Genomic DNA, 22808 nt, shown 5'->3' with positions numbered 1-22808 from the left:
CGATCACGGCGCGGTGACACAGTGCTGTGCTGTGCTGTGCTGTGCTGTGTTGTATTGTGCTGCGCTGCGCGAAGGAGAAGAACTTAGGTGTCAAAGAGGATCGTCATCATCGGTGGTGGCCCGGCAGGCTATGAGGCGGCGCTGGTCGCGTCGACGTACGGGGCGGACGTCACCCTGGTGGAGGATCGGGCGATCGGCGGTTCGGGCATCAACCTTGACGTGGTGCCCTCGAAGGGCTTCATCGCCGGGGCGAACATTAAGACCGACCTGCGCCGCGCCGCGGACATGGGCCTCAACCACGGTATTGGCACCGCGAAGCTGCTGTTTACCGCGTTGAACAACCGCGTCGTCGCGCTCGCCTCGGAGCAGTCGCGCGACATCCGCCTCCAGCTGGAGCGCGCTGGCGTCACCATCATCAAGGGCCGCGGCGCGTTCTCCACCGCGCAGACCGGCCACACCACCCACAGCGTGAAGGTGACCTACCCCAACGGCGAGTTCGAGCGCCTCGACGCGGACGTCGTCCTCGTCTGCACCGGCGCGAACCCCCGCGTGATCAAGGGTGCGGAGCCGGACGGGCAGCGCATCCTCAACTGGCGCCAGGTCTACGACCTGATCGAGCAGCCCGAGCACCTCATCGTCGTCGGCTCCGGCGTGACCGGTGCGGAGATGGTCTCCGCCTTCGCCGAGCTGGGCATCAAGGTCACCATGGTCTCCTCGGGCAGCCGCATCCTGCCCCACGACGACGCGGACGCCGCGGACGTCCTCGAGGAGGTCCTCGCCGGGCGCGGCGTGTCCCTGGTCAAGGACGCCTACGCCGACTCCGTGGTCAACACCGGCGACGGCGTCATCGTGCGCACCAAGGACGGCCGGGAGATCGAGGGCAGCCACGCGCTCATGTCCATCGGTTCCATCCCGAACACGGCCGACCTGAACCTGGAGGGCGCCGGGGTGGCCACCACCCCCTCGGGCCACATCCACGTCGACCGCGTCTCGCGCACCAACGTGCCCGGCATCTACGCCGCCGGAGACTGCTCGGACCTCATGCCGCTGGCCTCCGTCGCCGCGATGCAGGGGCGCATCGCCATGCACCACTCCCTCGGCGAGGGCGTGGAGCCGCTGCGCCTGAAGACGGTGGGCAACGCCGTGTTCACCCGCCCGGAGATCGCCGCGGTGGGCGTGAGCGAGAAGCAGATCAACAGCGGCGAGGTCGACGCCGACGTGATCAAGCTGGACCTGTCCACCAACCCGCGCGCCAAGATGCGGTCCCTGCAGCACGGCTTTGTCAAAATCTTCGCCCGCAAGGGTTCCGGCCAGGTCCTCGGCGGCGTCATCGTCGCCCCGACCGCCTCCGAGCTCATCCTGTCCATCACCATCGCGGTGACGAACAACCTGACGGTGTCGCAGCTCGCCGAGTCCATGGCGGTCTACCCCTCGCTGTCCGGCTCCATCACGGAGGCGGCGCGCCGCCTGGTCACCAGCACCGATCTGGACTAAACAGGAGCGCCCGCGCGAAAAGCGGGGAAGGCTCGCTGAGGGCACGTCGTGCGGGGGCACGTGGCGCAGCCCGGGCCGATCGGCGTGGCCGAGCCGGGCGAAAGGTCCAGGCCGTCGGCGTAGACGAGCCGGCCCGCGTGGTCGAGCTCGCAGCCGAGGGCGACGGCGTTTTCTTGGCGCGGCACCCCGAAGCCGGCGGTGGGGCCCTGCACCATGCGCGCCACCCAGAGGTAGGCGCCGCCGTCGGGCATGACGGAGACCTGCCGGGTCACCCTGTTCGGTGTGTCGAAGGCGCGATGGACCACCCACAGCGGGCACGTGCCGCCCGAGACGGCGAAGGGGAAGGACGTGGTGGACTGGCGTTTCGAGATGTTGCCGGCGCGGTCGGTGCGGATGAAGAAGAAGGGCACCGCCCGGGCGCCGGGGCGCTGCAGCGTGCCGAGGCGCTGGCAGGTGGACTCGAAGCTGGTGCCAAAGCGGGCGGAGATCACCTCAATGTCGTAGCGGGTGGACTCGGCGGCCTCGAGGATTTCGCCGTAGGGCATGGTCACGGCGGCGGCGAAGTATTGGCACAGCCCGTGGCGGGCGATGCGGCGGGTGGCGGCCTGCCGGAGTTCGGGGTGGGACTCGGAGTGGGCGTCGAGGAGGCCGTCGATAAGCGAGCCGTGCGTGAGCGAGGCGAAGTGGTAGGCGAGCTCGAAGCATTGCTGTGCCTCGGTGAGGCCGGCGCGGAGGCGGAGCTCGCGGCTGGTGGGGTCGAAAAGCGAGCGGGGTCCCTCCGAGGGCTGGTTGAAGCGGACAGTGTAGCCGAGGTCGCCGTCGAAGGTCGCGGCGAGGTGGGTCAGGCGCAGCTGACGCCCGCGCGCTCCGCTGGCGAGCTCCTCCGCGCGGATGTCCAGGTCGTGGAAGTAGTTGCGGTTGTCCTGGAAGAAGTTGCGGACCGTGACGTAGGGGTTGTGCTCCGCGGCGCCGAAGGCCTCGGGGAGGGCGAGGATAGCGTCGGCGACGTCGGGGTAGCGGGCGGCGAGTTCGCTGAGCGTGTCGTGCGGGATCCCGGGGAGAACGCCCGCGAGCTCCGTGATGGCGCGGCGCTCGTCGTCGCCGGAGAAAAAGGTCGGGTCGAGGTTGAAGGCGCTGGAGAGCTGCACGAGGACGGAGACCGTCAGCGGGCGGTGGTCGTTTTCGAGCTGGTTGAGGTAGCTGGTGGAGATGCCCACGCGCCGCGCCATCTCCACCTGGGTGAGGCCGCGCTGGTGGCGCAGCGTCCGGATTCTGCCCCCCGCGTAGTGCTTCGGCATTGCTGGGCGCCTCCCGTCATCCCGATGAACTGTGCTTTTACAAGTTTTACAAAAAGTACTGTTTGCCGCTGCATAATTTCGCCGTTTTGCATCATGGCGTGGACCACAGCCGGGTGCCTACTATGAGGTTCACCATAGAACTCTTGGACTCTCGCGAGAGGAGAACGACCAGCCCATGATCAACCACGAAGTACGCACCCGCCGCTCCGCCGAGGACTTCCCCATCGAAGAACACCTGGCCTACAAGGTGGCCACCGTCGCGGCGGACCCGGTCGAGGTGCCGGAGGACACCAAGGAGATGATCATCAACCGCATCATCGACAACGCCTCCGTCGCCGTCGCCTCCTACGCCCGCCGCCCGGTCACCACCGCGCGCGTCATGGCCCAGGCGCACCCCGTTGAGCAGGGCGGCGCCCAGGTCTTCGGCGTCGACGGCGCCTACTCCGCCGAGTGGGCCGCCTTCGCCAACGGCACCGCCGTGCGCGAGCTGGACTTCCACGACACCTTCCTCGCCGCCGAGTACTCCCACCCCGGCGACAACATCCCGCCGATCCTCGCCGTGGCCCAGCACAAGGGCCTCGACGGCAAGGCGCTCATCCGTGGCATCGCCACCGGCTACGAAATCCAGGTCAACCTGGTCAAGGGCATCTCCCTCCACGAGTTCAAGATCGACCACGTCGCCCACCTCGGCCCCTCCGTCGCGGCGGGCCTGGGAACCATGCTGGAGCTCGACGTGGACACCATCTACCAGGCCGTCGGCCAGGCGCTGCACACCACCACCGCGACCCGCCAGTCCCGCAAGGGCCTCATCTCCTCCTGGAAGGCCTCCGCGCCCGCCTTCGCCGGCAAGATGGCCATCGAAGCTGTCGACCGCGCGATGCGCGGCGAGGGCGCTCCCGCCCCGATCTGGGAGGGCGAGGACGGCGTGATCGCCTGGCTGCTGCACTCCCCGGAGCGCACGTACGTCGTGCCGCTGCCCGCCGAGGGCGAGGCCAAGCGGGCCATCCTGGACACCTACACCAAGGAGCACTCCGCCGAGTACCAGGCGCAGGCGCCGATTGACCTCGCGCGCCGGATGAAGCAGACCATCGCCGAGGCCGGCCTCGACACCGCGGACATCGAGTCCATCGTCCTGCACACCTCGCACCACACCCACTACGTCATCGGCACCGGCGCCAACGACCCGCAGAAGATGGACCCGACGGCCTCGCGCGAGACCCTCGACCACTCCATCATGTACATGTTCGCCGTCGCGCTCCAGGACGGCACGTGGCACCACGTGGACTCCTACACCCCGGAGCGCGCCGGGCGCGCCGACACGGTCGAGCTGTGGCACAAGATCAGCACGGTCGAAGACCCGGAGTGGACCCGCCGCTACCACTCCACCGACCCGGACGAGAAGGCCTTCGGCGCCAAGGCCGTGATCACCTTCGCCGACGGCACCGTCATCGAGGATGAGCTCGCCGTCGCGGACGCCCACCCGCTTGGCGCGCGCCCCTTCGAGCGCGACAACTACATCGCCAAGTTCCGCACTCTCGCCGAGGGCATCGTCGCCCCCGAGGAGCAGGAGCGCTTCCTCGCCGCCGTGCAGGACCTGGAGAACCTCACCGACCTGAGCGCGCTGAACATCACGGTCACCGCCGACGCGGCGGGGAAGGCGCCGGAGATCCCCGGGGGTATCTTCTAATGTTCACCCCGGATGCCACGCCGCACGAGCGGCGGCTGGCCCTGCGCGAATCGCTCACCGCGCCGACGATCACCAAGCTGCCTGGGGCGTTTTCCCCGCTGGTGGCGCGGCTGATCGAAGACATCGGCGGCTTCGAGGGCGTGTACGTCTCCGGCGCGGTCGTGGCCAACGACCTCGGCCTTCCAGACATCGGCCTGACCACCCTGACGGAGGTCGCCGCCCGCTCGCGCCAGATCGCGCGCGTGACCAGCCTGCCCGTGCTTGTCGACGCCGACACCGGCTTCGGCGAACCCATGAGCGCGGCCCGCAGCGTCGCGGAGTTCGAGGCGGCCGGCGTCGCGGCGCTGCACCTCGAAGACCAGGTCAACCCGAAGCGCTGCGGCCACCTCGACGGCAAGGAGGTCGTCCCCCGCGACCTGATGCTGCGGCGTATCACCGCGGCGGTGCGCGAGCGCAGCGACGACGCCTTCGTCATCTGCGCGCGCACCGACGCCGCCGGCATCGAGGGCATCGACGAGGCCATCGAGCGCGCCAAGGCCTACGCCGACGCCGGCGCGGACCTCATCTTCACCGAGGCCCTCTACTCGGAGGCGGACTTCGAACGCTTCCGCGCCGCCGTCGACGTGCCGCTGCTGGCCAACATGACGGAGTTTGGCAAGACCGACCTCCTCCCGGCCGCCCGCCTCGAGGAGCTCGGCTACAACGCCGTCATCTGGCCGGTGACCACGTTCCGCCTCGCCATGGGGCAGACGGAGAAGATGCTGCGCGACATCGCGCAGACGGGCACGCAGGAGCCGTGGCTGGACAAGATGCAGCACCGCTCCCGGCTCTACGAGCTCGTCCGCTACGACGAGTACAACCAGTTCGACCAGTCCGTGTTCACCTACTCGGTGGACAGCTACAGCCAGACATTCGAGCGCTAGAGACCCCGAAACCAGACCCCCGAAACCAGAAAGGATCCACCATGACCGAGCAAGAAGTGCGCAAAGGCCTCTACGGCGTCGTCGCCGACTACACCGCCGTGTCCAAGGTCAACCCCGAAACCAACTCGCTGCTCTACCGCGGCTACCCGGTCCAGGAGCTGGCAGACAACGTCTCCTTCGAGGAAGTCGCCCTGCTGCTGTGGAACGGCGAGCTGCCGAGCGAGAAGGAGCTCCAGGAGTTCTACACCAAGGCCCGCGCCCGCAGGGGCCTCGACCAGGCGCTTATCGACGTCATCTTGTCCATGCCCCAGGATTGCCACCCCATGGATGTCCTGCGCACCGCCGTGTCCTTCCTGGGCGCGCAGGACGAGCACAAGTTCACGCCCAACGCCGACCACATCCGCGAGATCGCGCTGACGCTCCTGACCAAGCTGCCGACCATCGTCGCCCTCGACATCCGTCGCCGTCGCGGCGAGGGCTACATCGAGCCGGACCCCGCACGCGGTTTCGCCGAGAACTTCCTGTGGATGGTCTTCGGCGACGGCGAGGGCTCCCCGGCGTCGATCCCCTCGGACATCGAGGCCTTTGAGAAGTCGATGATCCTCTACGCCGAGCACTCCTTCAACGCCTCCACCTTCGCGGCGCGCGTGATCACCTCCACGAACTCCGACGCCTGGTCCGCCATCACCGGCGCCATTGGCGCGCTCAAGGGCCCGCTGCACGGCGGCGCCAACGAGTTCGTGATGCACAACTTCGTGGAGATCGCAGACCCGGCGAAGACCGAGGAGTGGACCCTGAACAAGCTCAAGAACAAGGAGCTTGTCATGGGCTTTGGGCACCGCGTGTACAAGAAGGGCGACTCGCGCGTGCCCACCATGGAGGCCTGCTTTAAGAAGCTGGCCTCCGAGCACCCGGAGAAGGACGCCGCGAAGTGGGTCGAGATGTACGACATCATGGCGAAGACCATGTACGACAACACCTCGATCAACATCCGCCCGAATTTGGACTTCCCGGCCGGCCCGGCGTACTACATCCTGGGCTTCGACATCGAGTTCTTCACCCCGCTGTTCGTCATGGCGCGCATCACCGGCTGGACCGCGCACATCATCGAGCAGTACAACAACCCGACGATCATCCGCCCGCTGGCCGCCTACAACGGCCCGGACGAGCGCCACGTGCCCGGGATGTAGGGTTGCGCCGCGGCGCGATCCCCTCTTTAGCTCTATCCCTCATCGCCTAGGCCTGCGGCCCCATCCGGCCAACATTCGCGCAGGATCAGGCGATGAGGGCTAGGGCTTTTTCAAAAGTGGGGCTGGAGCCGCGGGTTACCACCTCATTCGGGAAACGTTCCACGCCTCGATTACTCCTGTCTTTACACGCTGAGATTTGTACCCACCTTTGCTACCAGCTCGGTGACAGGGAAGGCATAGCTCCTGCAGGTACTACTTGTCACCGCAACTGAACGTATACGATGACCGTGGTGTTGGCAGCGGTCGAAAGGTAGTCCGCCTACGACGGTCCAAAAGTAGTCCACCGATAAGAATGGATGGCTGATATCCATGGAAGACCGGGGGGCCCGACCCCTGGAAAGTGGACACAGGGAATTGAACTTATGCGGTCAGGGGGAGTTTACCGCAGGTGCGGTTTTCGTACTCGATAGGCGAGAGATAATCGCACCATGAGTGTCTGCGTTTCTGGTTGTAGCGCACAGGGCCTGACCCCTGTTTAGTGGACACGCTGGAACTGGTCCAGACTGGACCGGAGATAGCTGAGGCACTATACCGAAAATCACTTACTCCGATGAATTCAAAGCCGACGCGGTCGGGCTCTACGAGACCACCGAGGGAGCCTCGTATTCCTCGATCTCGGAAGACCTCGGGATCGCCCGCGGCACGCTGAAGACCTGGGTCCACAAGGCCCGTCGGGACCGAGGGCAGATTCCCTCGACGTTTCCCGCTGGTGCCGATCAGGGGCTGGACCCCGAGGATGAGCTGGTCCGCCTGCGGTCAGAGCTCCAACGCCTGAAAGCCGAAACAGTGAAGCTGACGACCGAGCTCGGCATTCTGCGCAAGGCGGCCAATTATTTCGCGGGAGAGACGACCTGGTGAGCCGCTTCCAGTTCGTTGACGACCACCACACCACCCACGGGGTGAAGCGGTTGTGCAAGGTACTCGGCCTGAGCCGGTCGAGCTGCTACAGATGGCGGGCCGGACGCGACGCCCGCGCCGCCCGCCGAGACGCCGACAAGGCGCTGGTTAAGCGCATGCGCGAGTACCACCGGGAATTCGACGGCACCATCGGAGTCAGGAGAATGACCATCGAACTCAATGAGAAAGCAGATCAGCCGATCAACCACAAACGCGTGGAACGGCTGAGGCGCACCCACAACATCGTCGGTGTGAACCTACGTAAACCGAAGAAGACCACGGTCAAGGACCAGGGCGCACGCGTTGTCGACGACTTCCTCAAACGCAAGTTCCGGGCTGAGGCACCGAACCAGGTCTACGTCGGCGACATCACCTATCTGCCCTGCGGCCAGGGCCAATTCCTCTATCTGGCCACCGTCATCGACGTGTGCTCCCGGCGTCTGGTCGGCTGGTCGATCGCCGACCACATGCGCACCAGTCTCGTCGAAGCCGCCCTGGAAAACGCGGCCCGGGCGCGGGGCTCGTTGGCCGGGGCCGTATTCCACTCCGACCACGGACGGCAATACACCTCCTCAGCCTTCCAGACCACCTGTCGGCGGCTAGGAGTCCGCCAGTCGATGGGCCGGATCGGCTCGAGTGCGGATAATGCGATGGCCGAGTCGTTCAACGCCTCCCTCAAGCGAGAAACTCTCCAAGGTGCTCGTGGGTGGGACTCTGCCGAGGTGTGCCGTCGCGAGGTCTTCCGGTGGGTCACACGCTACAACACTCGCCGACGCCACTCAGCCCTGGACTACAGCTCGCCCCTTGCCTTCGAGACCGCGACGACGACTGCTACCGTAGGCCTCGTTGCCTAACTGACACCAACGCCGTGTCCACTACTCGGGGGACACCCCCGCTTAGGTAACACGGCCCCAAAACCAGGCTGCTCCAGAACGCACTCAGGACCGCCGAATCAGTCACGCTAGCTATCGCATCTTGATTGCATCCCCATGTGCACTTACCGAGGTTTAGGCCCAGCCGCTGCGCGGTTGACATCGGCAACCTACGTAGTAAACGCCTACCAGAAGTTGCAATCTACACACAGTTCAGGGAAGTCAGGCGCTTCCTAGGATGCGAACGCCCTCACCCATATAGCGTCGAGCCGCTTGCGTAACGTCGTCGACGTTTAGCTCAGCGAGATCAAAGGCGAGTCGGTCCCAGTAGTCTAGGGTAACGCCAGTGCTCAATAGCGCCGCTTGTGCAGAACCGAACCCCGCCGGGTTAGCCCAGCTTACAGCGGTAGAGTTTATAAGATAGCGGACAGCGTCATTTAATTCTCCTGTGCCAGGTCCATTGCTGACAAAGTCATTGACGATTTCATCAAGTCGCACCGCCGTTTCCTGAAACAAGTGAATTGGAGTTTTTAGCGATATGGTGAGATTGGCCGCCCCCCGATAATCTTCGGTGTAGCTGGAGATTTGATAAACTACTCCTAGAACATCACGTAGTTGAGTAAGTAATCGTGAATTAGGATATCCACCGAGGATAGTTGACGCCGTACGAAATGCCGCATTGTCCGATGCGGTGCGCGGCGCGGCCGGCATCATGAGCTGCATCGAGACGACAGCTTCCGGTTCAGCACGGCCAAGCTGATAAGTTCCCGGCGTCACCGGCGCTATATCTATCTCCGGTCCCAGGTGAAGATTGTGCGTTGGCAGGCTTCTAATCCCGTCAGCGATTTCAGCTGCAAAGTCATCAAGCAACTTCCCGTGGTCCGGGATATCAGTGCAGATAACGAACTGTCCGCCGGCAACACCAATCCGTTCTGCAACAAAGGCGGCGTAATCCGAGTGTGTTAGCTTTTGTAGTGCCTCTACAGTAGTCATTCCCATCGCAAAAGGATGGCTACCCCAGCGGCGACGGAGATTTTCAGTATGTAAAGCTATATCTGGAACCTCGGCCAGCATCTGGGCGTGCACTTTGGCGGTGCGCAGTAGGTATGCGAACTCAGCTCCAGTAGGAACGTCCAAGCAGGCCTGGAACACGGTGAAAAGGCAATCAGCAATTCTATCGCGAGGACAAACGCCACTAATGAAGACTTTGTCGGACATCAGCGAGACGCTGAATTCAGCTCCCTTCCTGAGCAATGTATCCCTATAGCAACGCTGTGAGGGCAACGTCGGCTGCAAGGCTACGTTACCCAGTATCGCCGCCGCTGCGGCGTCAGTTTCAGTTTCTCGGAAAAGTGGGATTGCCGCTCGAACCTCAGACAATTCGCAATGTGGCGTTGAGAAAACGTGGACGTCGAGCCCGTCTACTGCAAACTTAGCATGTGGTGGCAGGAGGATCATCAAAGTTCCTTACGGATCGTAACACTAGCAGCTGGTTGGTTTAGTAACCAGTCGGCCGCTGCTACAAGATCCTCGCGGTAGACTCCCCGGTAGTGACAGTCCGCCTCGACAACATTCTCCGGTGCGTTATACAGAATGGTCCTCGCTCCGGTTGCGCGAGCAGCGAAGGCAGGGTGTTGGGCTCGGCGTTGGCCGTCAATGCGCAGCTGAGCCGTCAAGAATCTGAACTGATCCTCGGTAAACTCACCTGCGGCCCACGATCTCAGGGTCGCACGAACGGTTTCGGTCAATCCTTCACCCGGCACGTCTCCCAAGGCCGGCGCGATAATGATCCAGGCGTCGGGAATACTGGTGTCGAGCGGACGACCAAACCATCCAGTCTGGGGGCGCAGTCCGTTCGGACCGGACAGTACGCCAATCAGCGTTCCCAGTGCCGTACTGCCTCGGTAGAGTCGCGGGTATTTAACAGGGTCAGGAAGTGCCAGTCCAACTGCAGTTGTCGGCTGGGGGCAAACCGGATGCGCGCTTTCACTGTGTTGGTCGGCCGTCACGCGGGGTTCTGTTCGGACAGCGGGTGCATGTGCCGACCGTGCTTGTATGCCCCCGAAAAGCTGAGTAAGGGTGTCTAGTTCTGATGTAGTGAGCTGATCAGCGGCCACCGAAACGATGAGGTTGGCGGGTGCGTAAGAATGGTAGAAGTGCTCCTGAATGTCGCCTATAGAGGCGCACGCTAAGGCATCCACGTCGCCATACCCGTCATGGGCATTCGCCCAGTGGGAGTACATCACTTGTGGCAGTTGCCTCCAAGGAAATCCTCCGATGCCGGTACCGTGGGTCACTTCAAGTATTTCGGCGTTGATTATTTGTAGTTGGTTTCGTATAGCAGCAGGGCTAGGTGGCTCCGCCAAGAACCGGTTGCCCTCCAGGGAGAGGACATCACCGAGGTGTCGGCGTGGAATTACGTCAAAAAATTCGGTATAGTTGTGGCGCGTGTGCGCGGCGGCATGACCGCCAAGCTTGCTGACTGTCGCAAGGAAGGAATCGTCCGCGATACTAGTGCCTTGCGCGAAGAGCATGTGTTCAAACAGATGGGCTAGACCGGGCAGTCCCTCAGGCTCAGAACGGAAGCCGGAGCGGACATGTACTGCGATGACTGCGGTCGTTGGTGTTGGTCCGGGAAGGGTGCAGATCCGAACCCCGTTGTCGAGGATAATCTGTGGTGGAGGTTGGCACATTTGTTGTGGATCCTAGTGTTGCGATTATGTGGAGTCCGAGACTGAGCTTGCATAGCACGAAACCTAAATGCTTTGAAGGATTGTTCGTGTTATGTGCTCAAACCAAAAGTTCGGCGAAGCATTGATAAAGGAGTAATTGTCCAGTCGAGCGATTACGCGGACTGAAGTATACCATAGGCCGTATCTCGGCTAAGCTGATGGGCAAGCACAATAGAGCGGATTGGGTTTGTTAGAGGTCAAGTTGTACCCAAGGGGGTCGCCGCATTTCTATCAACCCTTATGATCGGGAAACCCGTGACCGTGCGGTGAAGATGTACTTTGACATTCTTGCTTACGGTGCTCCGTCGAAGGCGGTGGTGATTCGTGATGTGGAAGCCAAAACAGGAATAAAGGCCTCCACGCTGCGAAATTGAGCTAGGAGGGCCGAGCATACTGATGAGCAAGCAGCTCAGGTAAGTGACGCGGATAGAGATGCTAAACTCAGGAAACTGCGCAGGGAAGTCACCAAGCTAAGGAAGCTCATGAAGTCATGAAGCTGCCCCTAAATTTTTCGCCCAGGCGGAGCTCGACCGCGCATAGAAGTGATTGTGGAGTTTCTCCATCGCCATCGGCACCTGTATTCCGGCGAGCGGATGTGCCAGCGTGATTCAACCAGCACGGAGTGTCAAGCCCCGGGTTTTGTAGAGGGTCCTATTGTTGTTGATGAGGCCGTTTGGGTGTTCGCGGTGGTGTATTCCTGATGGGCCTGGCGGGGCGGGCGGTACCCTAGCGCCGAGTGCACACGACGGTTGTTGTACCAGCCGACCCATGTCGAGGTCGCGACGAGAACATCTCGCAGCCCCGGCCAGGTCCTACGGTCGATGAGTTCAGCTTTGAACACTGAGTTCAGCGCTTCTGCCATCGCGTTGTCGTAGGAGTCTCCCTGCGAGCCAACCGAAGCGATAACCTGCGACTGGGCCAAGGTCTCTCCGTAGACGACCGACCTGTACTGCACGCCCCTGTCTAAAGTGATGGATCAGACCGGAGACATCTTCACCGGCGCGCAAGCGCGCTGACAAGGCCATGTCAAGTGCGTCTTTAGCCAGCGATGTGCGCATGTGGTTGGTGATCTGCCAGCCAACAATCTCCCGGGTATACGCGTCGAGGACGAACGAGGCGTACACCCATCCGGCACGCGTGGGGATGTATGTGATATCCGCGACCCACAGCCGGTTCGGCGCATCGACACAAAAGTCGCGTGTGACCACATCGGATGGGCAGTTATCGGGGGCAGCGCTGCGGGTCGAGGGCTTTTTCTTCCGGCGCCGGATACCACGGATGCCTTCGAGTGCCATGAGGCGCTCAACGGTGCACCGGGCGAGGTGACCGACATCGCCTCGGCGGTTGATCTCGGCCCATAGTTTGCGCGCTCCATAGCAGGAGTAGTTGTCGTCGTAGATGGCACGCAAAGTGTTGCGTAGTTGTCGGTCGCGGATAGATCGAGATGATTCAGGCCGGGATTTGTAGGCGTAGTAGGTGCTCAGGGCGATTTTCGCGTTGGTTGCTGAAAGGGCGCGAATAATCGGTTCGACCCCGAATTCCTCCCTGTTGTCGTCGATGAACCGGACGACTACGTGTGTGGGCGCTCGCACTCCGCCGCGAAAAAAGCTGATGCTCTTTTCAAAATCTCGTTGGCGCGCTTCGCTTCAATCAGTTCAGCTCGCAGTCTGCGGTTTTCTGCTGCACAATCCACCGATTCCGCCCGGGGTTGCCGCGCCGGATTGTTTATGAGCGCGGACCCAGCCGCGCAGAGTTTCCTTGCTCATTCCGAGCTCGACAGCGATGCGGGATATCGCACCACGAGACGTGTCAGGGTCAGCTTGCGCATGCAGCACCAATTCGATGGCGCGCTGCCTCAACTCAGGCGTGTACTTCGAGGGCATGTATAGGGCTCCTTTTCCAAATTCCTACCCTCCATTAAACCCGGGGCAAACCACTCGAACAGATTTGGCGGACAGACCAGCCTTTCAGCACTTGATCCATTACCGCCCGGTAGTCAGTCACAATCAGACTCCTCTGGTAACGACGCGTGCCCTGAAGTCACGCGGTCACCAGAATCCTCCCCCGGACTGTTATTGGATACTCACCAATGCGTTACTCGATACTCACCACGGTGTTACTAGATACGACCGCGCAACAGCTGATCGCTGAAGTGCGTATCGAAGAACTCTGGATCCAGCTGGGCGAACGAAGACTGCGTGATTGCGTGGTCAGCAATCACTGTTGGTTGCGTCCGCTAGCGTGGTGTACCTGTGACTGTCGGTGAGGGACCTCATGAACGTGTGAGGCGGCCACCGCAGTACCTTTCGAATCAATTCCAACATCTCCTCGAAAGGAACCAACGCGATGACCGCTGGACCCAATCATATCGACCCGACCGCCTACCTTGATGAGCTGCTCGCCCAAGCATCCCCGGATCTGATGCGTCAGATGCTGCAGGACTTCATCAACCAGATCCTCTCCACCCAAGCAGACAGCATCTGCGGGGCCGACTACGCCACAGTCAGCGACACCCGCACCAACCACCGAAACGGCTACCGCCACCGCGACCTGGACACACGCGTGGGCACCATCGACGTGAGAATCCCGAAACTTCGCCACGGATCATTCTTCCCCGACTGGTTGTTGGAGCGCCGCTCACGAGCAGAACGCGCCCTGGCCACCGTCGTAGCCACCTGCTACCTCAAGGGGGTCTCCACCCGCCGCATGAACGACCTTGTCGCCACCCTCGGGATCACCAACCTGTCGAAGTCACAGGTGTCTACCATGGCCAAAGAACTCGACGTGATGGTCGAAGACTTCCGCACCCGCCCGTTGGACACCGGCCCCTACCTCTATGTTTCCTGCGACGCGCTGACGATGAAGGTGCGTGAAGGCGGGCGCGTCGTCAAAACCAGCGTGCTGCTGGCCACCGGGGTTAACGCCGACGGGTACCGGGAGTTGCTTGGTATGCAGGTCGCCACCGCCGAATCGGCCGCGTCGTGGACCGGGTTCTTCCGCGACCTGAAAGCCCGGGGCCTGGATCAGGTGTACCTGGTCACCAGCGACGCCCACCTAGGCATCCAAGCCGCTGTGGGTGACTGCCTACCCAACGCATCCTGGCAGCGGTGCCGCACCCATTTCGCGAAGAATCTGTCATCGATGGTGCCGAAAACCCAGTGGCCGACATTGTCGGCGATGTTTCACACGATCTTCCAACAACCCGACGCCCAGGCCGTGTGGGACCAGGCCCGAGACGTCATTGAGTTTTGCCAGCAGAAGTTCCCCCATGTGGCGGATTACCTGGAGGAATCCTTGGACGACCTGCTGGCGTTTACGAACGCGCCGAAAGCGGTGTGGACGAAGGTGTGGTCAAACAACCCCACTGAAAGGCTCAACCGGGAGATCAGACGTCGCACCGACGTCGTGGGGATCTTCCCCAACCGCGACGCCGTCGTGCGTCTGGTCGGGGCGGTACTCGCCGAGCAACACGATGATTGGATCCAGCAGAAACGCTACATGTCGCTAACCAGCCTGGAACAGACCAAGACGATGATGACAGCCACCGTCATTGATGCCGGCGAATCCACTCAGGAGGTTGCATGAGCCCACGCCAGCACCGAGCTCGTGACGGCCCCTGACACCGTCATCCTGCTTGTTCATATCGGAAGGCAGATACACCACCACCGTGGACTTGACCTCACTGTTTTGACTTTGGCGATATCCCTGTTGGAGCACTCCAAGGCAGCAGAGATGGCTGCATAGCTCGCTCCGCCCAAACACATCGCCATGATGTCTTTGAAGTTGGCCATAAAGGCCCTCTTTGCGGTCAGAAAGTGGTGACACGCCGGCACAGATTGAGCCGACGCCATCTACAAAAATGACCGAAAAAAGGGATCCCTACCACCTATCCGGAAAACCCCTACCAACTACGCGGATTGCCCCTACCAACTACACGGAAACGGCACGCGACCGCGCACCAGCTACTCAATATCCTCGCCGGGCGGGAAAGCAAAGTCTCAACCATTGTGACCTCACAGTTCACCCCACACGAGTGGTACAAGTCCATCCCCGACGCCGTGATCTCCGAGTCAATCCTCAACCGACTCGTCTCCGGCGCCGAAATCATCACACTCGAAGGACCAAACATGCGCCTGACCACCAACGCATAACAACCGGCAACGCCTGAGTGAGATACCGCTACCGGGTGCCCACTCAGGCGCTACCAGATACTCACCACACCGCTACCATTTCGGTCTTCTTAACACCCATCTCTTTCGCAAAATACTGCGCCGCTTTGCGAAGGATATCTCGTTCTTCTTGAAGAAGCCGGTTTTGCTTCTCGAGTTGTCGGATCCGCTCTGAATTCGATGCTTTTCGGGCTCGAGCTGCGGCATCAATCGCACGGGGTTTTTTGCCCGTGCCGTAGCGCTTGACCCAGGCAGCGAGACTGCCACGGTTAACACCGAGATCATGAGCAACCGAGTTAAGAGACACACCGTCTGTGTCTTCATACATCGCGACCGCGTCGCGCTTGAACTCCTCAGAGTAGGACTTACGAGGCATGGACTGAGACTACCTTCCTCCGGCTATCAACCGGGGCTAGCCTATGTCCACCAACAGGGGGTCAGGTCCGACAAGGCGCGCTGAAGGTTTGTCCATGGAACCTATTGTGCGTGGTGTCAGATCACGATCCACGTTCCCGCCGAAGTACTGACGCCTTCACTTACAGACGTCATTGGACGACAAGTTATGCTCTTGTCGCCACTGGGCTTTCTTTCTATGCGGCACGGCAAGGTATTCCGTGATCAAATCCGCTTTCTCAGCGGCAGCACGAAACTTCAACATGATTATGAACTCCTTGACTCGGATGACTCACAACCAGGCTGGCAAATAGCGCGCCTGCTAATTCCGATCGAACAAATTTGCATCGCTTAGCCAAGTAGTGGACGCCACGGGGAACTGTCTTGTCAAGACATGAAGAGAGCGCTGCCGGAGAGAACGGAGACCATAGAGTCCACTGCCCTGCGCACGGCCTTAATTGTGCGTTCGTCCACAGGGGTTAGGTGCTCTTCTGCCAACTCGCGAACCCGTGTCTTAATGTCGAGAACAGAAACCCCACTAAGCTGTTCGCGCAGTTCCAACTTGATATTTCCCACTTCAGCGAGAAGTACCAGAGTAAGAGCTTCCTGCACGGTCGACGCCTCTTCACCTCTTAGCATAGAAGCGAGACGCTCGCGAAGTTCCTCTTCTGGCCGCCTATCAATGGTGGGGTATTTTTCCAGTTCGATTCCAAAGAACTTATCTCTGCCAATAGTGACGACGCCTTGATTGGCGAGTGATCGCGCAATCTGATTCCTAGTGACGAACCAAGAAGCGTGCAACAGACTTTCTACAGTAGCGCCGGGATTTTCGCATAGAGCTTTATACCCGGCGACGATCAACTCGGGATCGACGTTAGCCACAGGGGCCGACTCCAGCACTCGGATCAGAGACTCTCTAAAATGATTGGATTGATCTACCGTCACCACACCTGCCAAAACAAGATCGCTGAATAGCCCAGCGTTCAGCGCCTTGTCCTGGTTAGGTATTCCGACATTAACTCGACCGTTGTCGCGAGTAAACAGGAGGAAAAGGTTCTCTACAATAAGCATATGGGAAATCCTAATCTGCAATAGTCTGAGTGGCAGGGGACGACGATGCCTAAATTAGGCTACCGGTGTTCTAGATTCTTATACAAAGAAACGTGTCTAAGCGAGCTGGCGGTGAGCGGTGATCTTTTCCAATCGCCGTAGCGAGCGGTAACATTAAGGCCTTGAGACAGCGCCATCATGTCCATCTCCGTGGGGAACACGTAGCGGACAATTTCTTTAGCTTGATTGTAAGCTCCTTCTGGGCCGATGGTGACGTGGTCAACAATAAGGAGCTGACGAATACGGTCGACGAACGTCGTGTTGATTTGTAGGCGTCCATCTGCCAGTGGAAGAGTTTCGGTCTTGGGTGTGCGCTGCGCATGGTAGTCCGTTGGATCGAATCCCTCGAGGACGATAGTACCACCGGCGCTCAGCTGTTCCTTCATCAGCTTCATTACATTCAGCTGGGCTGTCGGGGTGCTTGCCGCGAAAAAGGTGGACAGTGGAACGGCGACAACGTCGAATTTTCGGCCAGTGGATTGGGTGATGAAATCAAGCTTCTCTGTGGTGACGGTCGTGTTTGGGTTATTCTTATGAAGCTTGTCTAGCATGGACTGGGACGCATCAACACCATGGACTCGGACCCCGTGAGACGCGGTGTGAACGGCGATACGCCCAGTGCCAACGCCAAGTTCAAGAACAGACCCTCCATGGCCCGCCAAATCTGCCAGGAATTTACCGGCGTCGTGGGCGTCCGGAGTATCGGGATACATCAAGTCGTAGATGTCGGCAAGGGCCTCTCCGTAGCTTTCTGCGGTGTAATCGTTGGCCATACGTTTCCCTTTCAAATCGAAAATATCGGTGGTTGTTTCAGCTGTCGAGTGCGTCTGTTAGGCGGTTTCAGCGGCGTTGAAAGCAAGACTGCAAGGACAGATCCCGGCGGATAGGAGGCTTTCGGTTAGGACGTCCGCAAGCCTACTCTGTGGTTGGAGCGCATGCCGGACGGTTACATCGGCTAGCACCTGGGCGCGATGCTCGCCGAAACTCAACCCGCGCAGATTTGGTCGGAGGTCGTTGGGTTCGTCCGCAACCGCGACGCCAGGGCCAAGTCGGTGGGCGAATGCAGAGGTAGCGTCTTCAAGGAGACAGGAATCCGAAAGTCGCTCCATGATAAGACTGGAGACCTGAGACAACGTGTCGGCCTGCAGGTAGAAAACAATCGCGTCGCGTCTTGGGTATTCTTGCAGCCGGGAAAGGGCCTTGGTGCGGTATGGTGCGCGTAGCGCATTGAGCATGGGTAACACAGTTTTCCAAACTTGCGCGGCGGCATCCGGGGAAGCAACATGTAGATAGACGCGTCGAATTTCTTTCGCGCGTGGTTGACCAAGTGGGCGTGGCCCATCTACCACGCAGAAGCCCTGAGAGAGCGCAGGTCGAACTGCGGGAACTTGTACTATCACGGGAAGCCCCGGCTTTACAGAAGAAGACAAGATTTTGTCGACAGGCACTTCAATCCGGGTCCTATCAAACTCTACGACCGCGGCTGTACGCTCTTCGAGCCAGTCGACGAATATGCCAGGCGCTTCCGTGAAAGTATGGGGTACCGCCGAACTCAATTGCTGCTCGATGCATGGGTCGCGTGTCGTCCGTGGATTAAGCAGTATGGTCTCGTCCCCCGAGTTCGTATTGCCGGTGTGGAACTCCGAATATATTTCGTATGTCAATTGGTGTATCAGAGAGCGAACGCTTTTGGCCTCGACACGGGGACGCGCTTGGACAGTTGCGTGATAAACCCCAACTTTCGGCTTGATGTCAACCTTGATACTCTGGCAGATGGATAAAGCCTCGTCTGATATCTTCATTATCTCGCTAGGGCTACTGTTCGTGACGGAAGGAATTGTCTCAAATGGCACGATTTTGCTAGCTTCCCTCCGTATCAGTCTCGATATCACATTCCCTGTGTATAGTGGGTGCGAAGCGGGCCGTGAGGCCTAGGGCATTTGCCGCCCCAATCGGATCAAGGAGGACATTCCGGCCGATGCCTGCGGCGGCCCAGGAGAGTGCTGAGACCCGCGGAACTAGTTCTGATATGGCGAGTAACCTGTCGTAGAGATGCCATCCGGCAAATGCCGCGCTTACTGCAGCTAGATCCTGAAGGTCATGTACTGGAGTGGCCTTTCCTAAATAACTAGACCAAATCGTAGAAATAAACGGGAGAACCCTCTCGAGCGCCTCTTGCCCTCGGGCAACAATCTCAAAATGTGTAAGTTCCTCGTCGAATGCGGGCTGAGGAGTGGGTTCAACCGCACCGTTAGGCACCTCTTTGTCCGATAAGGTGATGAACGCGAGGTATAACCATTCGCCGATAAGGGTGCCTAGGTCACGGCCACGATGGCCAAAGCGATATTCTTCCCAATCGACTAGCCATAGTCCTTCGTCGGTGTCAAGCAAAAACTGGTCAAAGCGGAGGTCCCCATGGATGGGCACTTGTGCGCCGGCGCTCTCCATCTCCCTGAGTGATACAATCGCCCGGTAAAGTTCTTTGTCTTGCTGAAGCGTCCCCCACGTATGGAGCGATTCGGCCGAGAGTGTTTCGAAGGATGACCACGGTAATTGCGAAAAGTGGCTGAGTAGTGGTAGAGGACTTGGCGCACTGTTAAGGTTGGATTTGCTAACTTCCTGGTCGTGCACCTCGCGCAAGCCTGCACCGATATTATTCATCAGACGGCGTACTTGGTTGTCCTCGACGGCGCCACCCTGGAGGACTGTCGCCAGGCTGTCAGAATTTAAGACATCCTCGAAGATCAAGATCTTGTCGGTGCCATTAGCCGCCATCAACCGAGGTAGCTGAAACAGAACGTGGTCTGTGTCACCCACAATCCTCGGTAGTGTTTGAGCCGCTAAGACGGACGCCTTGAATCGGATATCGTCCATGGCGTTCTTAGCGAATAGCGCATTGTGCTTAGTTGTTTCGAAGGTGCAGCTCAGGTTGCGTCCTCGCTTAGCGGAGAAGGACGCCCTTTCGATGAGACCTAAATCATGTGTTGTGAGTATTATATCTAAGGAGTCGGCGAACTCCGTTATCGCAGACACTTCGCTTTTTGCGCCATCGGCGTGTATGGACATGAAGTATACTTCCAAGGTTTCGTTAGCTGCAATTGCGGTGTTGTTCCAAATTATGTAAGTAAACAGATGTTTCCCGTTGGTTGAGGCGGGGAACCGAAATTGTGCTAAGCATGTTGATCAACCCAGGGGGCAGAGCAACATGCCTAGGAGCACTCATATTTTTGTGAGTGTCTTGTTGATTCTTTGATAACGCCTTTAGCAGCCGTTATCGATGGTGGCGGTTACGGTCATGCTGATAGTGGTGATGCATGCCTGCGAAGACGTGGTGACAGTGGCAGTAGGAGAGATTGCCGGAGCTTCGTCGGCAACTGCGTTTGAGATGGCGGAGGGGGTGGTGTAATTGGCGTAGCCGCTAATCAGTGTTTGAGTAGTCACAGTGTGGTCCTTTCGGAATCGTTGAGCAAGTGAGTGTTTCGGATGCGACAGCTCCAACCAGTAAGGGTCGTGGCGCATTCACGACGCTAGCAGAGGGAATACACAGCCGCAAGGGTTCCAGCAACTTTCCTAGGATGAGATCGCAATGCGGAACCGCTGGGTAATTAATGGCTGTCAAGTGTGTTGTTTGAGGATAAGAGGGTGTAGGTAATTCCGTGTGCGTGATCTGTCAGCGCTCTTTGAAAAGTAGCCCAGAACGCTCTCCGGAAAGTAGCCCATTCGAAAATGATTGGATGGGTGATTTCTTTGGAGCAATGGGCACAGATCCTTTACCTGCGTGGGCAGGGTTTATCGATACGCAAGATCGCCGACGAGGTTGGTTGCGCGAAGAAGACTGTCGAGCGGGCACTCGCTTTGGATTCGCCTTTGAAGTACCCGCCGCGTCGGGCTAGAGCCACGAGTTTCGCCGCCTTTGAACCACAAGTACGTGCGTTGCTGGCTGAAATTCCACGTCTTAACGCAAAAGTCGGGGGTGTCCCCCGGACCTGACCCCTTGTTGGTGGACATAGGCTAGCCCCGGTTGATAGCCGGAGGAAGGTAGTCTCAGTCCATGCCTCGTAAGTCCTATTCTGAGGAGTTCAAGCGCGACGCGGTCGCGATGTATGAAGACACAGACGGTGTGTCTTGTAACTCGGTTGCTCATGATCTCGGTGTTAACCGTGGCAGTCTCGCTGCCTGGGTTACGCGCTACGGCACGGGCAAAAAAGCCCGCGCGATTGATGCCGCAGTTCGAGCGCGAAAGGCATCGGATTCAGAGCGGATCCGACAGCTCGAGAAGCACAACCGGCTTCTTCAAGAAGAGCGAGATATCCTTCGCAAGGCGGCGCAGTATTTTGCGAAAGAGATGGGCTTGTGATCCGCTTCAAGTTCATCTGGGACCATCGCACCGAGTTTTCGGTCACACGGATGTGCGACGTGCTGAAGGTGCGGCGATCTTCCTATTACAAGTGGAAAAAGACGCAGGCCGCGCGCCGTCAGAAGGTTGTTGACGATGCTGTTCTTGGTGCTCGTATCCGCACTGTGTTCACCGACGAACACGGACTCTACGGAGCCAAACGCATCGCCGCGGTGTTGAACGACTCTGATTCGGGGGCGCATGAGGTGGTCAATCACAAACGCGTTGCACGCATCATGAAGGCCATGGGCATCCAGGGGTTCACGAAGAAACGTCGCGTGCGCACCACCGTGGCAGATGCTGGCCGCAGTGTCTTTGCCGGGTTCTTGTTCGCAGGCAGTTTCATGCCCCGGCGCCGAATCGCGTGCTCGTCGGCGACATTACCTACCTGCCGGTATCCGGTGGCGGCAATATGTATCTTGCCACCGTGATCGATTGTTATTCCCGCAGGCTGGTGGGATTTTCTATTGCTGACCACATGCGCGTCGATCTGGTTATCGATGCGCTGGACTCAGCGCGGCGCGCCCGGGGCAGTCTGAAAGGAGCGATTCTTCATTCAGATCACGGCAGTGTCTATACCTCGAAGGCATTTGGCGCACGATGCACGATGCTAGGGGTGACCCAATCGATGGGGGCGGTGGGAACCAGCGCAGACAACGCGCTGGCGGAGTCGTTCAACGCGACATTGAAACGCGAGGTGCTGCAAAACCGGAAATGCTTCGACTCGATGCTGCACGCCAGACGGGACGTCTTCGCCTGGTGTGTGCGCTACAACCAGAAACGCAGACACTCATGGTGCGATTATCTCTCGCCCATCGAGTACGAAAACCGCACCTGCGGTAAACTCACCCTGACCGCATAAGTTCAATTCCCTGTGTCCACTTTCCAGGGGTCGGACCTTGGCAAACGCCCTCATGAAATAACCCGAAAACCCAGCAACGCCCAAACGGCCCAAAACCACGCCACCCCGGCCTAAAAAACCGCGCCGAAACGGCCTACAACAACTTGACAAAACACAGATGCATTGACGATGAAGGTCTGCGAGGAGGGTCGCGTAGTAGAGACCTCCTTCCTGCTAGTCTCCGGTGTCAACGCCGAAGGCTCCCGCGAGCTCCTCGGCATGTAGGTTGCCACGAGCGACGCTGTGGCCTCCTGGACCGGGTTCTTTCGCGATTCTCAAGGCCCGGGGATTAAACGAAGTCTACCTAGACACCAGCAACGCACACCTGGGTATCCTTCTCGCCATCAGCGACGTAAGAGCGTGTGGTCGAACAACATGACCGAGCGGCTCAATCAAAAGATCCACCGGCGTACCGACGTCTTGAGCATCTTTCCAACCGTGACGCCTTGATCAGAGACTGGCTGGCGCTCGCGGAGCAGCTCTATGATAGGGTTCAGCGGAAGCGCTCGATGACACTGACGAGTCTGGAGAAAACGTAAGCCCTTGTAGTCGCTGATATCCCAGCATTATCGATGGTGGCGATGTTGCTCAGCAGGTCACGTAAGCTGACCACAGTATTCGGGCTCTTGACGGACCCTGGAACCGTCACGCTGCTAATTTTAACGAGCGGCAGACACACCATTCAA

The 22808-nt window shown here is 59.6% G+C and carries 19 protein-coding genes, 3 pseudogenes and 1 other annotated feature; of the genes and pseudogenes, 10 read left to right on the top strand and 12 right to left on the bottom strand.

All coding sequences use genetic code 11. The features are described 5' to 3' along the window. The first annotated feature begins 87 nt into the window (after positions 1–87). Positions 88–1494 carry an NAD(P)H-quinone dehydrogenase gene (locus BLT81_RS08105; RefSeq protein ID WP_019194343.1) on the top strand — a complete coding sequence of 469 codons (1407 nt, stop codon included), beginning with the start codon at positions 88–90 and terminating at the stop codon, positions 1492–1494. On the opposite strand, the gene BLT81_RS08100 is transcribed toward BLT81_RS08105, so the two are convergent. Further along, positions 1491–2792 carry a short-chain fatty acyl-CoA regulator family protein gene (locus BLT81_RS08100; RefSeq protein ID WP_019194344.1) on the bottom strand — a complete coding sequence of 434 codons (1302 nt, stop codon included), beginning with the start codon at positions 2790–2792 and terminating at the stop codon, positions 1491–1493. The genes BLT81_RS08105 and BLT81_RS08100 overlap by 4 nt on opposite strands. A 175-nt stretch (positions 2793–2967) precedes the next feature. Between BLT81_RS08100 and prpD the strand changes: the two genes are divergently transcribed. From prpD to BLT81_RS08080, 4 genes are all read left to right on the top strand, one after another. Further along, positions 2968–4479, top strand: coding sequence for a 2-methylcitrate dehydratase PrpD (gene prpD, locus BLT81_RS08095; protein ID WP_019194345.1), 1512 nt, complete (start codon positions 2968–2970; stop codon positions 4477–4479). Then, positions 4479–5402, top strand: coding sequence for a methylisocitrate lyase (gene prpB, locus BLT81_RS08090; protein WP_019194346.1), 924 nt, complete (start codon positions 4479–4481; stop codon positions 5400–5402). The genes prpD and prpB overlap by 1 nt, the downstream gene beginning before the upstream one ends. A gap of 41 nt (positions 5403–5443) precedes the next feature. Beyond that, positions 5444–6592 carry a bifunctional 2-methylcitrate synthase/citrate synthase gene (locus tag BLT81_RS08085; RefSeq protein ID WP_019194347.1) on the top strand — a complete coding sequence of 383 codons (1149 nt, stop codon included), beginning with the start codon at positions 5444–5446 and terminating at the stop codon, positions 6590–6592. 588 nt (positions 6593–7180) lie between these two features. After that, a protein-coding gene (locus tag BLT81_RS08080; protein ID WP_407918959.1) for an IS3 family transposase occupies positions 7181–8403 on the top strand; the annotation gives its coding sequence in 2 pieces (ribosomal slippage) (positions 7181–7493 and positions 7493–8403; 1224 coding nt in all). 240 nt (positions 8404–8643) lie between these two features. Here the strand turns inward: BLT81_RS08080 and BLT81_RS08075 are convergent. The 5 genes from BLT81_RS08075 to BLT81_RS08055 form a co-directional block, all read right to left on the bottom strand. Next, positions 8644–9879: a M16 family metallopeptidase gene (locus tag BLT81_RS08075; RefSeq protein WP_081582929.1), complete on the bottom strand. Its 1236-nt coding sequence runs from the start codon at positions 9877–9879 to the stop codon at positions 8644–8646. Beyond that, positions 9879–11114 carry a M16 family metallopeptidase gene (locus BLT81_RS13390; RefSeq protein ID WP_081582930.1) on the bottom strand — a complete coding sequence of 412 codons (1236 nt, stop codon included), beginning with the start codon at positions 11112–11114 and terminating at the stop codon, positions 9879–9881. The genes BLT81_RS08075 and BLT81_RS13390 overlap by 1 nt, the downstream gene beginning before the upstream one ends. A gap of 664 nt (positions 11115–11778) precedes the next feature. Continuing rightward, the gene (locus BLT81_RS13385; protein WP_081582931.1) at positions 11779–12015 is read right to left on the bottom strand and encodes an integrase core domain-containing protein; all 237 of its coding nucleotides are present in this window, start codon (positions 12013–12015) and stop codon (positions 11779–11781) included. Next, the gene (locus BLT81_RS08060) at positions 11981–12745 is read right to left on the bottom strand and encodes an IS3 family transposase (RefSeq protein ID WP_081582932.1); all 765 of its coding nucleotides are present in this window, start codon (positions 12743–12745) and stop codon (positions 11981–11983) included. Before BLT81_RS08060 ends, BLT81_RS13385 begins: the two co-directional genes overlap by 35 nt. Then, positions 12635–12763, bottom strand: a sequence feature (AL1L pseudoknot). Its footprint overlaps the gene before it by 111 nt. 45 nt (positions 12764–12808) lie before the next feature. Beyond that, positions 12809–13036 (bottom strand): transposase, encoded by a 228-nt coding sequence (locus tag BLT81_RS08055; RefSeq protein WP_081582933.1) that lies wholly within the window; start codon positions 13034–13036, stop codon positions 12809–12811. Between the two features lie 463 nt (positions 13037–13499). Here BLT81_RS08055 and BLT81_RS08050 point away from each other — a divergent pair, with 463 nt between their 5' ends. Together BLT81_RS08050 and BLT81_RS08045 are read left to right on the top strand one after the other, a co-directional pair. Beyond that, positions 13500–14738: an IS256 family transposase gene (locus BLT81_RS08050; RefSeq protein WP_083337246.1), complete on the top strand. Its 1239-nt coding sequence runs from the start codon at positions 13500–13502 to the stop codon at positions 14736–14738. A 332-nt stretch (positions 14739–15070) separates the two neighbouring features. Next, complete coding sequence (locus BLT81_RS08045; RefSeq protein WP_231286627.1) at positions 15071–15304, top strand: ATP-binding protein; 234 nt, start codon at positions 15071–15073, stop codon at positions 15302–15304. A gap of 109 nt (positions 15305–15413) precedes the next feature. On the opposite strand, the pseudogene BLT81_RS08040 reads toward BLT81_RS08045, so the two are convergent. The 6 genes and pseudogenes from BLT81_RS08040 to BLT81_RS12665 all read right to left on the bottom strand — a co-directional run. Further along, a pseudogene (locus BLT81_RS08040) lies at positions 15414–15698 on the bottom strand (transposase); the annotation flags it as partial. A 404-nt stretch (positions 15699–16102) separates the two neighbouring features. After that, positions 16103–16786, bottom strand: coding sequence for a GPP34 family phosphoprotein (locus BLT81_RS08035; protein ID WP_081582935.1), 684 nt, complete (start codon positions 16784–16786; stop codon positions 16103–16105). A gap of 59 nt (positions 16787–16845) precedes the next feature. Then, a complete protein-coding gene (locus BLT81_RS08030) occupies positions 16846–17598 on the bottom strand; it encodes a class I SAM-dependent methyltransferase (protein WP_019194351.1) in 753 nt (250 codons plus the stop codon). 57 nt (positions 17599–17655) lie between these two features. Continuing rightward, positions 17656–18627, bottom strand: a complete 972-nt coding sequence (locus BLT81_RS12670) for a T3SS effector HopA1 family protein (protein WP_156784092.1) — start codon at positions 18625–18627, stop codon at positions 17656–17658. Between the two features lie 58 nt (positions 18628–18685). After that, on the bottom strand, positions 18686–19891 hold the full coding sequence (locus BLT81_RS08025; protein WP_019194352.1) for a phosphotransferase: 1206 nt from the start codon (positions 19889–19891) through the stop codon (positions 18686–18688). Positions 19892–20086: 195 nt separating this feature from the next. Continuing rightward, positions 20087–20266: an LxmA leader domain family RiPP gene (locus BLT81_RS12665; protein WP_155860843.1), complete on the bottom strand. Its 180-nt coding sequence runs from the start codon at positions 20264–20266 to the stop codon at positions 20087–20089. A gap of 285 nt (positions 20267–20551) precedes the next feature. Between BLT81_RS12665 and BLT81_RS13380 the strand changes: the two genes are divergently transcribed. From BLT81_RS13380 to BLT81_RS13470, 3 genes and pseudogenes are all read left to right on the top strand, one after another. Next, on the top strand, positions 20552–20815 hold the full coding sequence (locus tag BLT81_RS13380; RefSeq protein ID WP_081582936.1) for a helix-turn-helix domain-containing protein: 264 nt from the start codon (positions 20552–20554) through the stop codon (positions 20813–20815). A gap of 61 nt (positions 20816–20876) precedes the next feature. Continuing rightward, a pseudogene (locus BLT81_RS08015) lies at positions 20877–22083 on the top strand (IS3 family transposase). A 156-nt stretch (positions 22084–22239) separates the two neighbouring features. Beyond that, positions 22240–22661 (top strand): annotated as a pseudogene (locus BLT81_RS13470) (transposase); the annotation flags it as partial. Positions 22662–22808 lie beyond the last annotated feature (147 nt).

It is taken from the genome of Corynebacterium timonense (assembly GCF_900105305.1).
Taxonomy (GTDB): domain Bacteria; phylum Actinomycetota; class Actinomycetes; order Mycobacteriales; family Mycobacteriaceae; genus Corynebacterium; species Corynebacterium timonense.
This window is presented reverse-complemented; position numbering and strand designations above follow the sequence as displayed.

What these genes read in the sequence shown, in the direction of transcription:
- BLT81_RS08100 (WP_019194344.1), bottom strand. Translation starts at nt 2,792, where the DNA reads ATGCCGAAGCACTACGCGGGGGGCAGAATCCGGACGCTGCGCCACCAG.
- prpD (WP_019194345.1), top strand. Translation starts at nt 2,968, where the DNA reads ATGATCAACCACGAAGTACGCACCCGCCGCTCCGCCGAGGACTTCCCC.
- prpB (WP_019194346.1), top strand. Translation starts at nt 4,479, where the DNA reads ATGTTCACCCCGGATGCCACGCCGCACGAGCGGCGGCTGGCCCTGCGC.
- BLT81_RS08085 (WP_019194347.1), top strand. Translation starts at nt 5,444, where the DNA reads ATGACCGAGCAAGAAGTGCGCAAAGGCCTCTACGGCGTCGTCGCCGAC.
- BLT81_RS08075 (WP_081582929.1), bottom strand. Translation starts at nt 9,879, where the DNA reads ATGATCCTCCTGCCACCACATGCTAAGTTTGCAGTAGACGGGCTCGAC.
- BLT81_RS13390 (WP_081582930.1), bottom strand. Translation starts at nt 11,114, where the DNA reads ATGTGCCAACCTCCACCACAGATTATCCTCGACAACGGGGTTCGGATC.
- BLT81_RS13385 (WP_081582931.1), bottom strand. Translation starts at nt 12,015, where the DNA reads ATGGCAGAAGCGCTGAACTCAGTGTTCAAAGCTGAACTCATCGACCGT.
- BLT81_RS08055 (WP_081582933.1), bottom strand. Translation starts at nt 13,036, where the DNA reads ATGCCCTCGAAGTACACGCCTGAGTTGAGGCAGCGCGCCATCGAATTG.
- BLT81_RS08050 (WP_083337246.1), top strand. Translation starts at nt 13,500, where the DNA reads ATGACCGCTGGACCCAATCATATCGACCCGACCGCCTACCTTGATGAG.
- BLT81_RS08035 (WP_081582935.1), bottom strand. Translation starts at nt 16,786, where the DNA reads ATGCTTATTGTAGAGAACCTTTTCCTCCTGTTTACTCGCGACAACGGT.
- BLT81_RS08030 (WP_019194351.1), bottom strand. Translation starts at nt 17,598, where the DNA reads ATGGCCAACGATTACACCGCAGAAAGCTACGGAGAGGCCCTTGCCGAC.
- BLT81_RS12670 (WP_156784092.1), bottom strand. Translation starts at nt 18,627, where the DNA reads ATGAAGATATCAGACGAGGCTTTATCCATCTGCCAGAGTATCAAGGTT.
- BLT81_RS08025 (WP_019194352.1), bottom strand. Translation starts at nt 19,891, where the DNA reads ATGTCCATACACGCCGATGGCGCAAAAAGCGAAGTGTCTGCGATAACG.
- BLT81_RS13380 (WP_081582936.1), top strand. Translation starts at nt 20,552, where the DNA reads ATGATTGGATGGGTGATTTCTTTGGAGCAATGGGCACAGATCCTTTAC.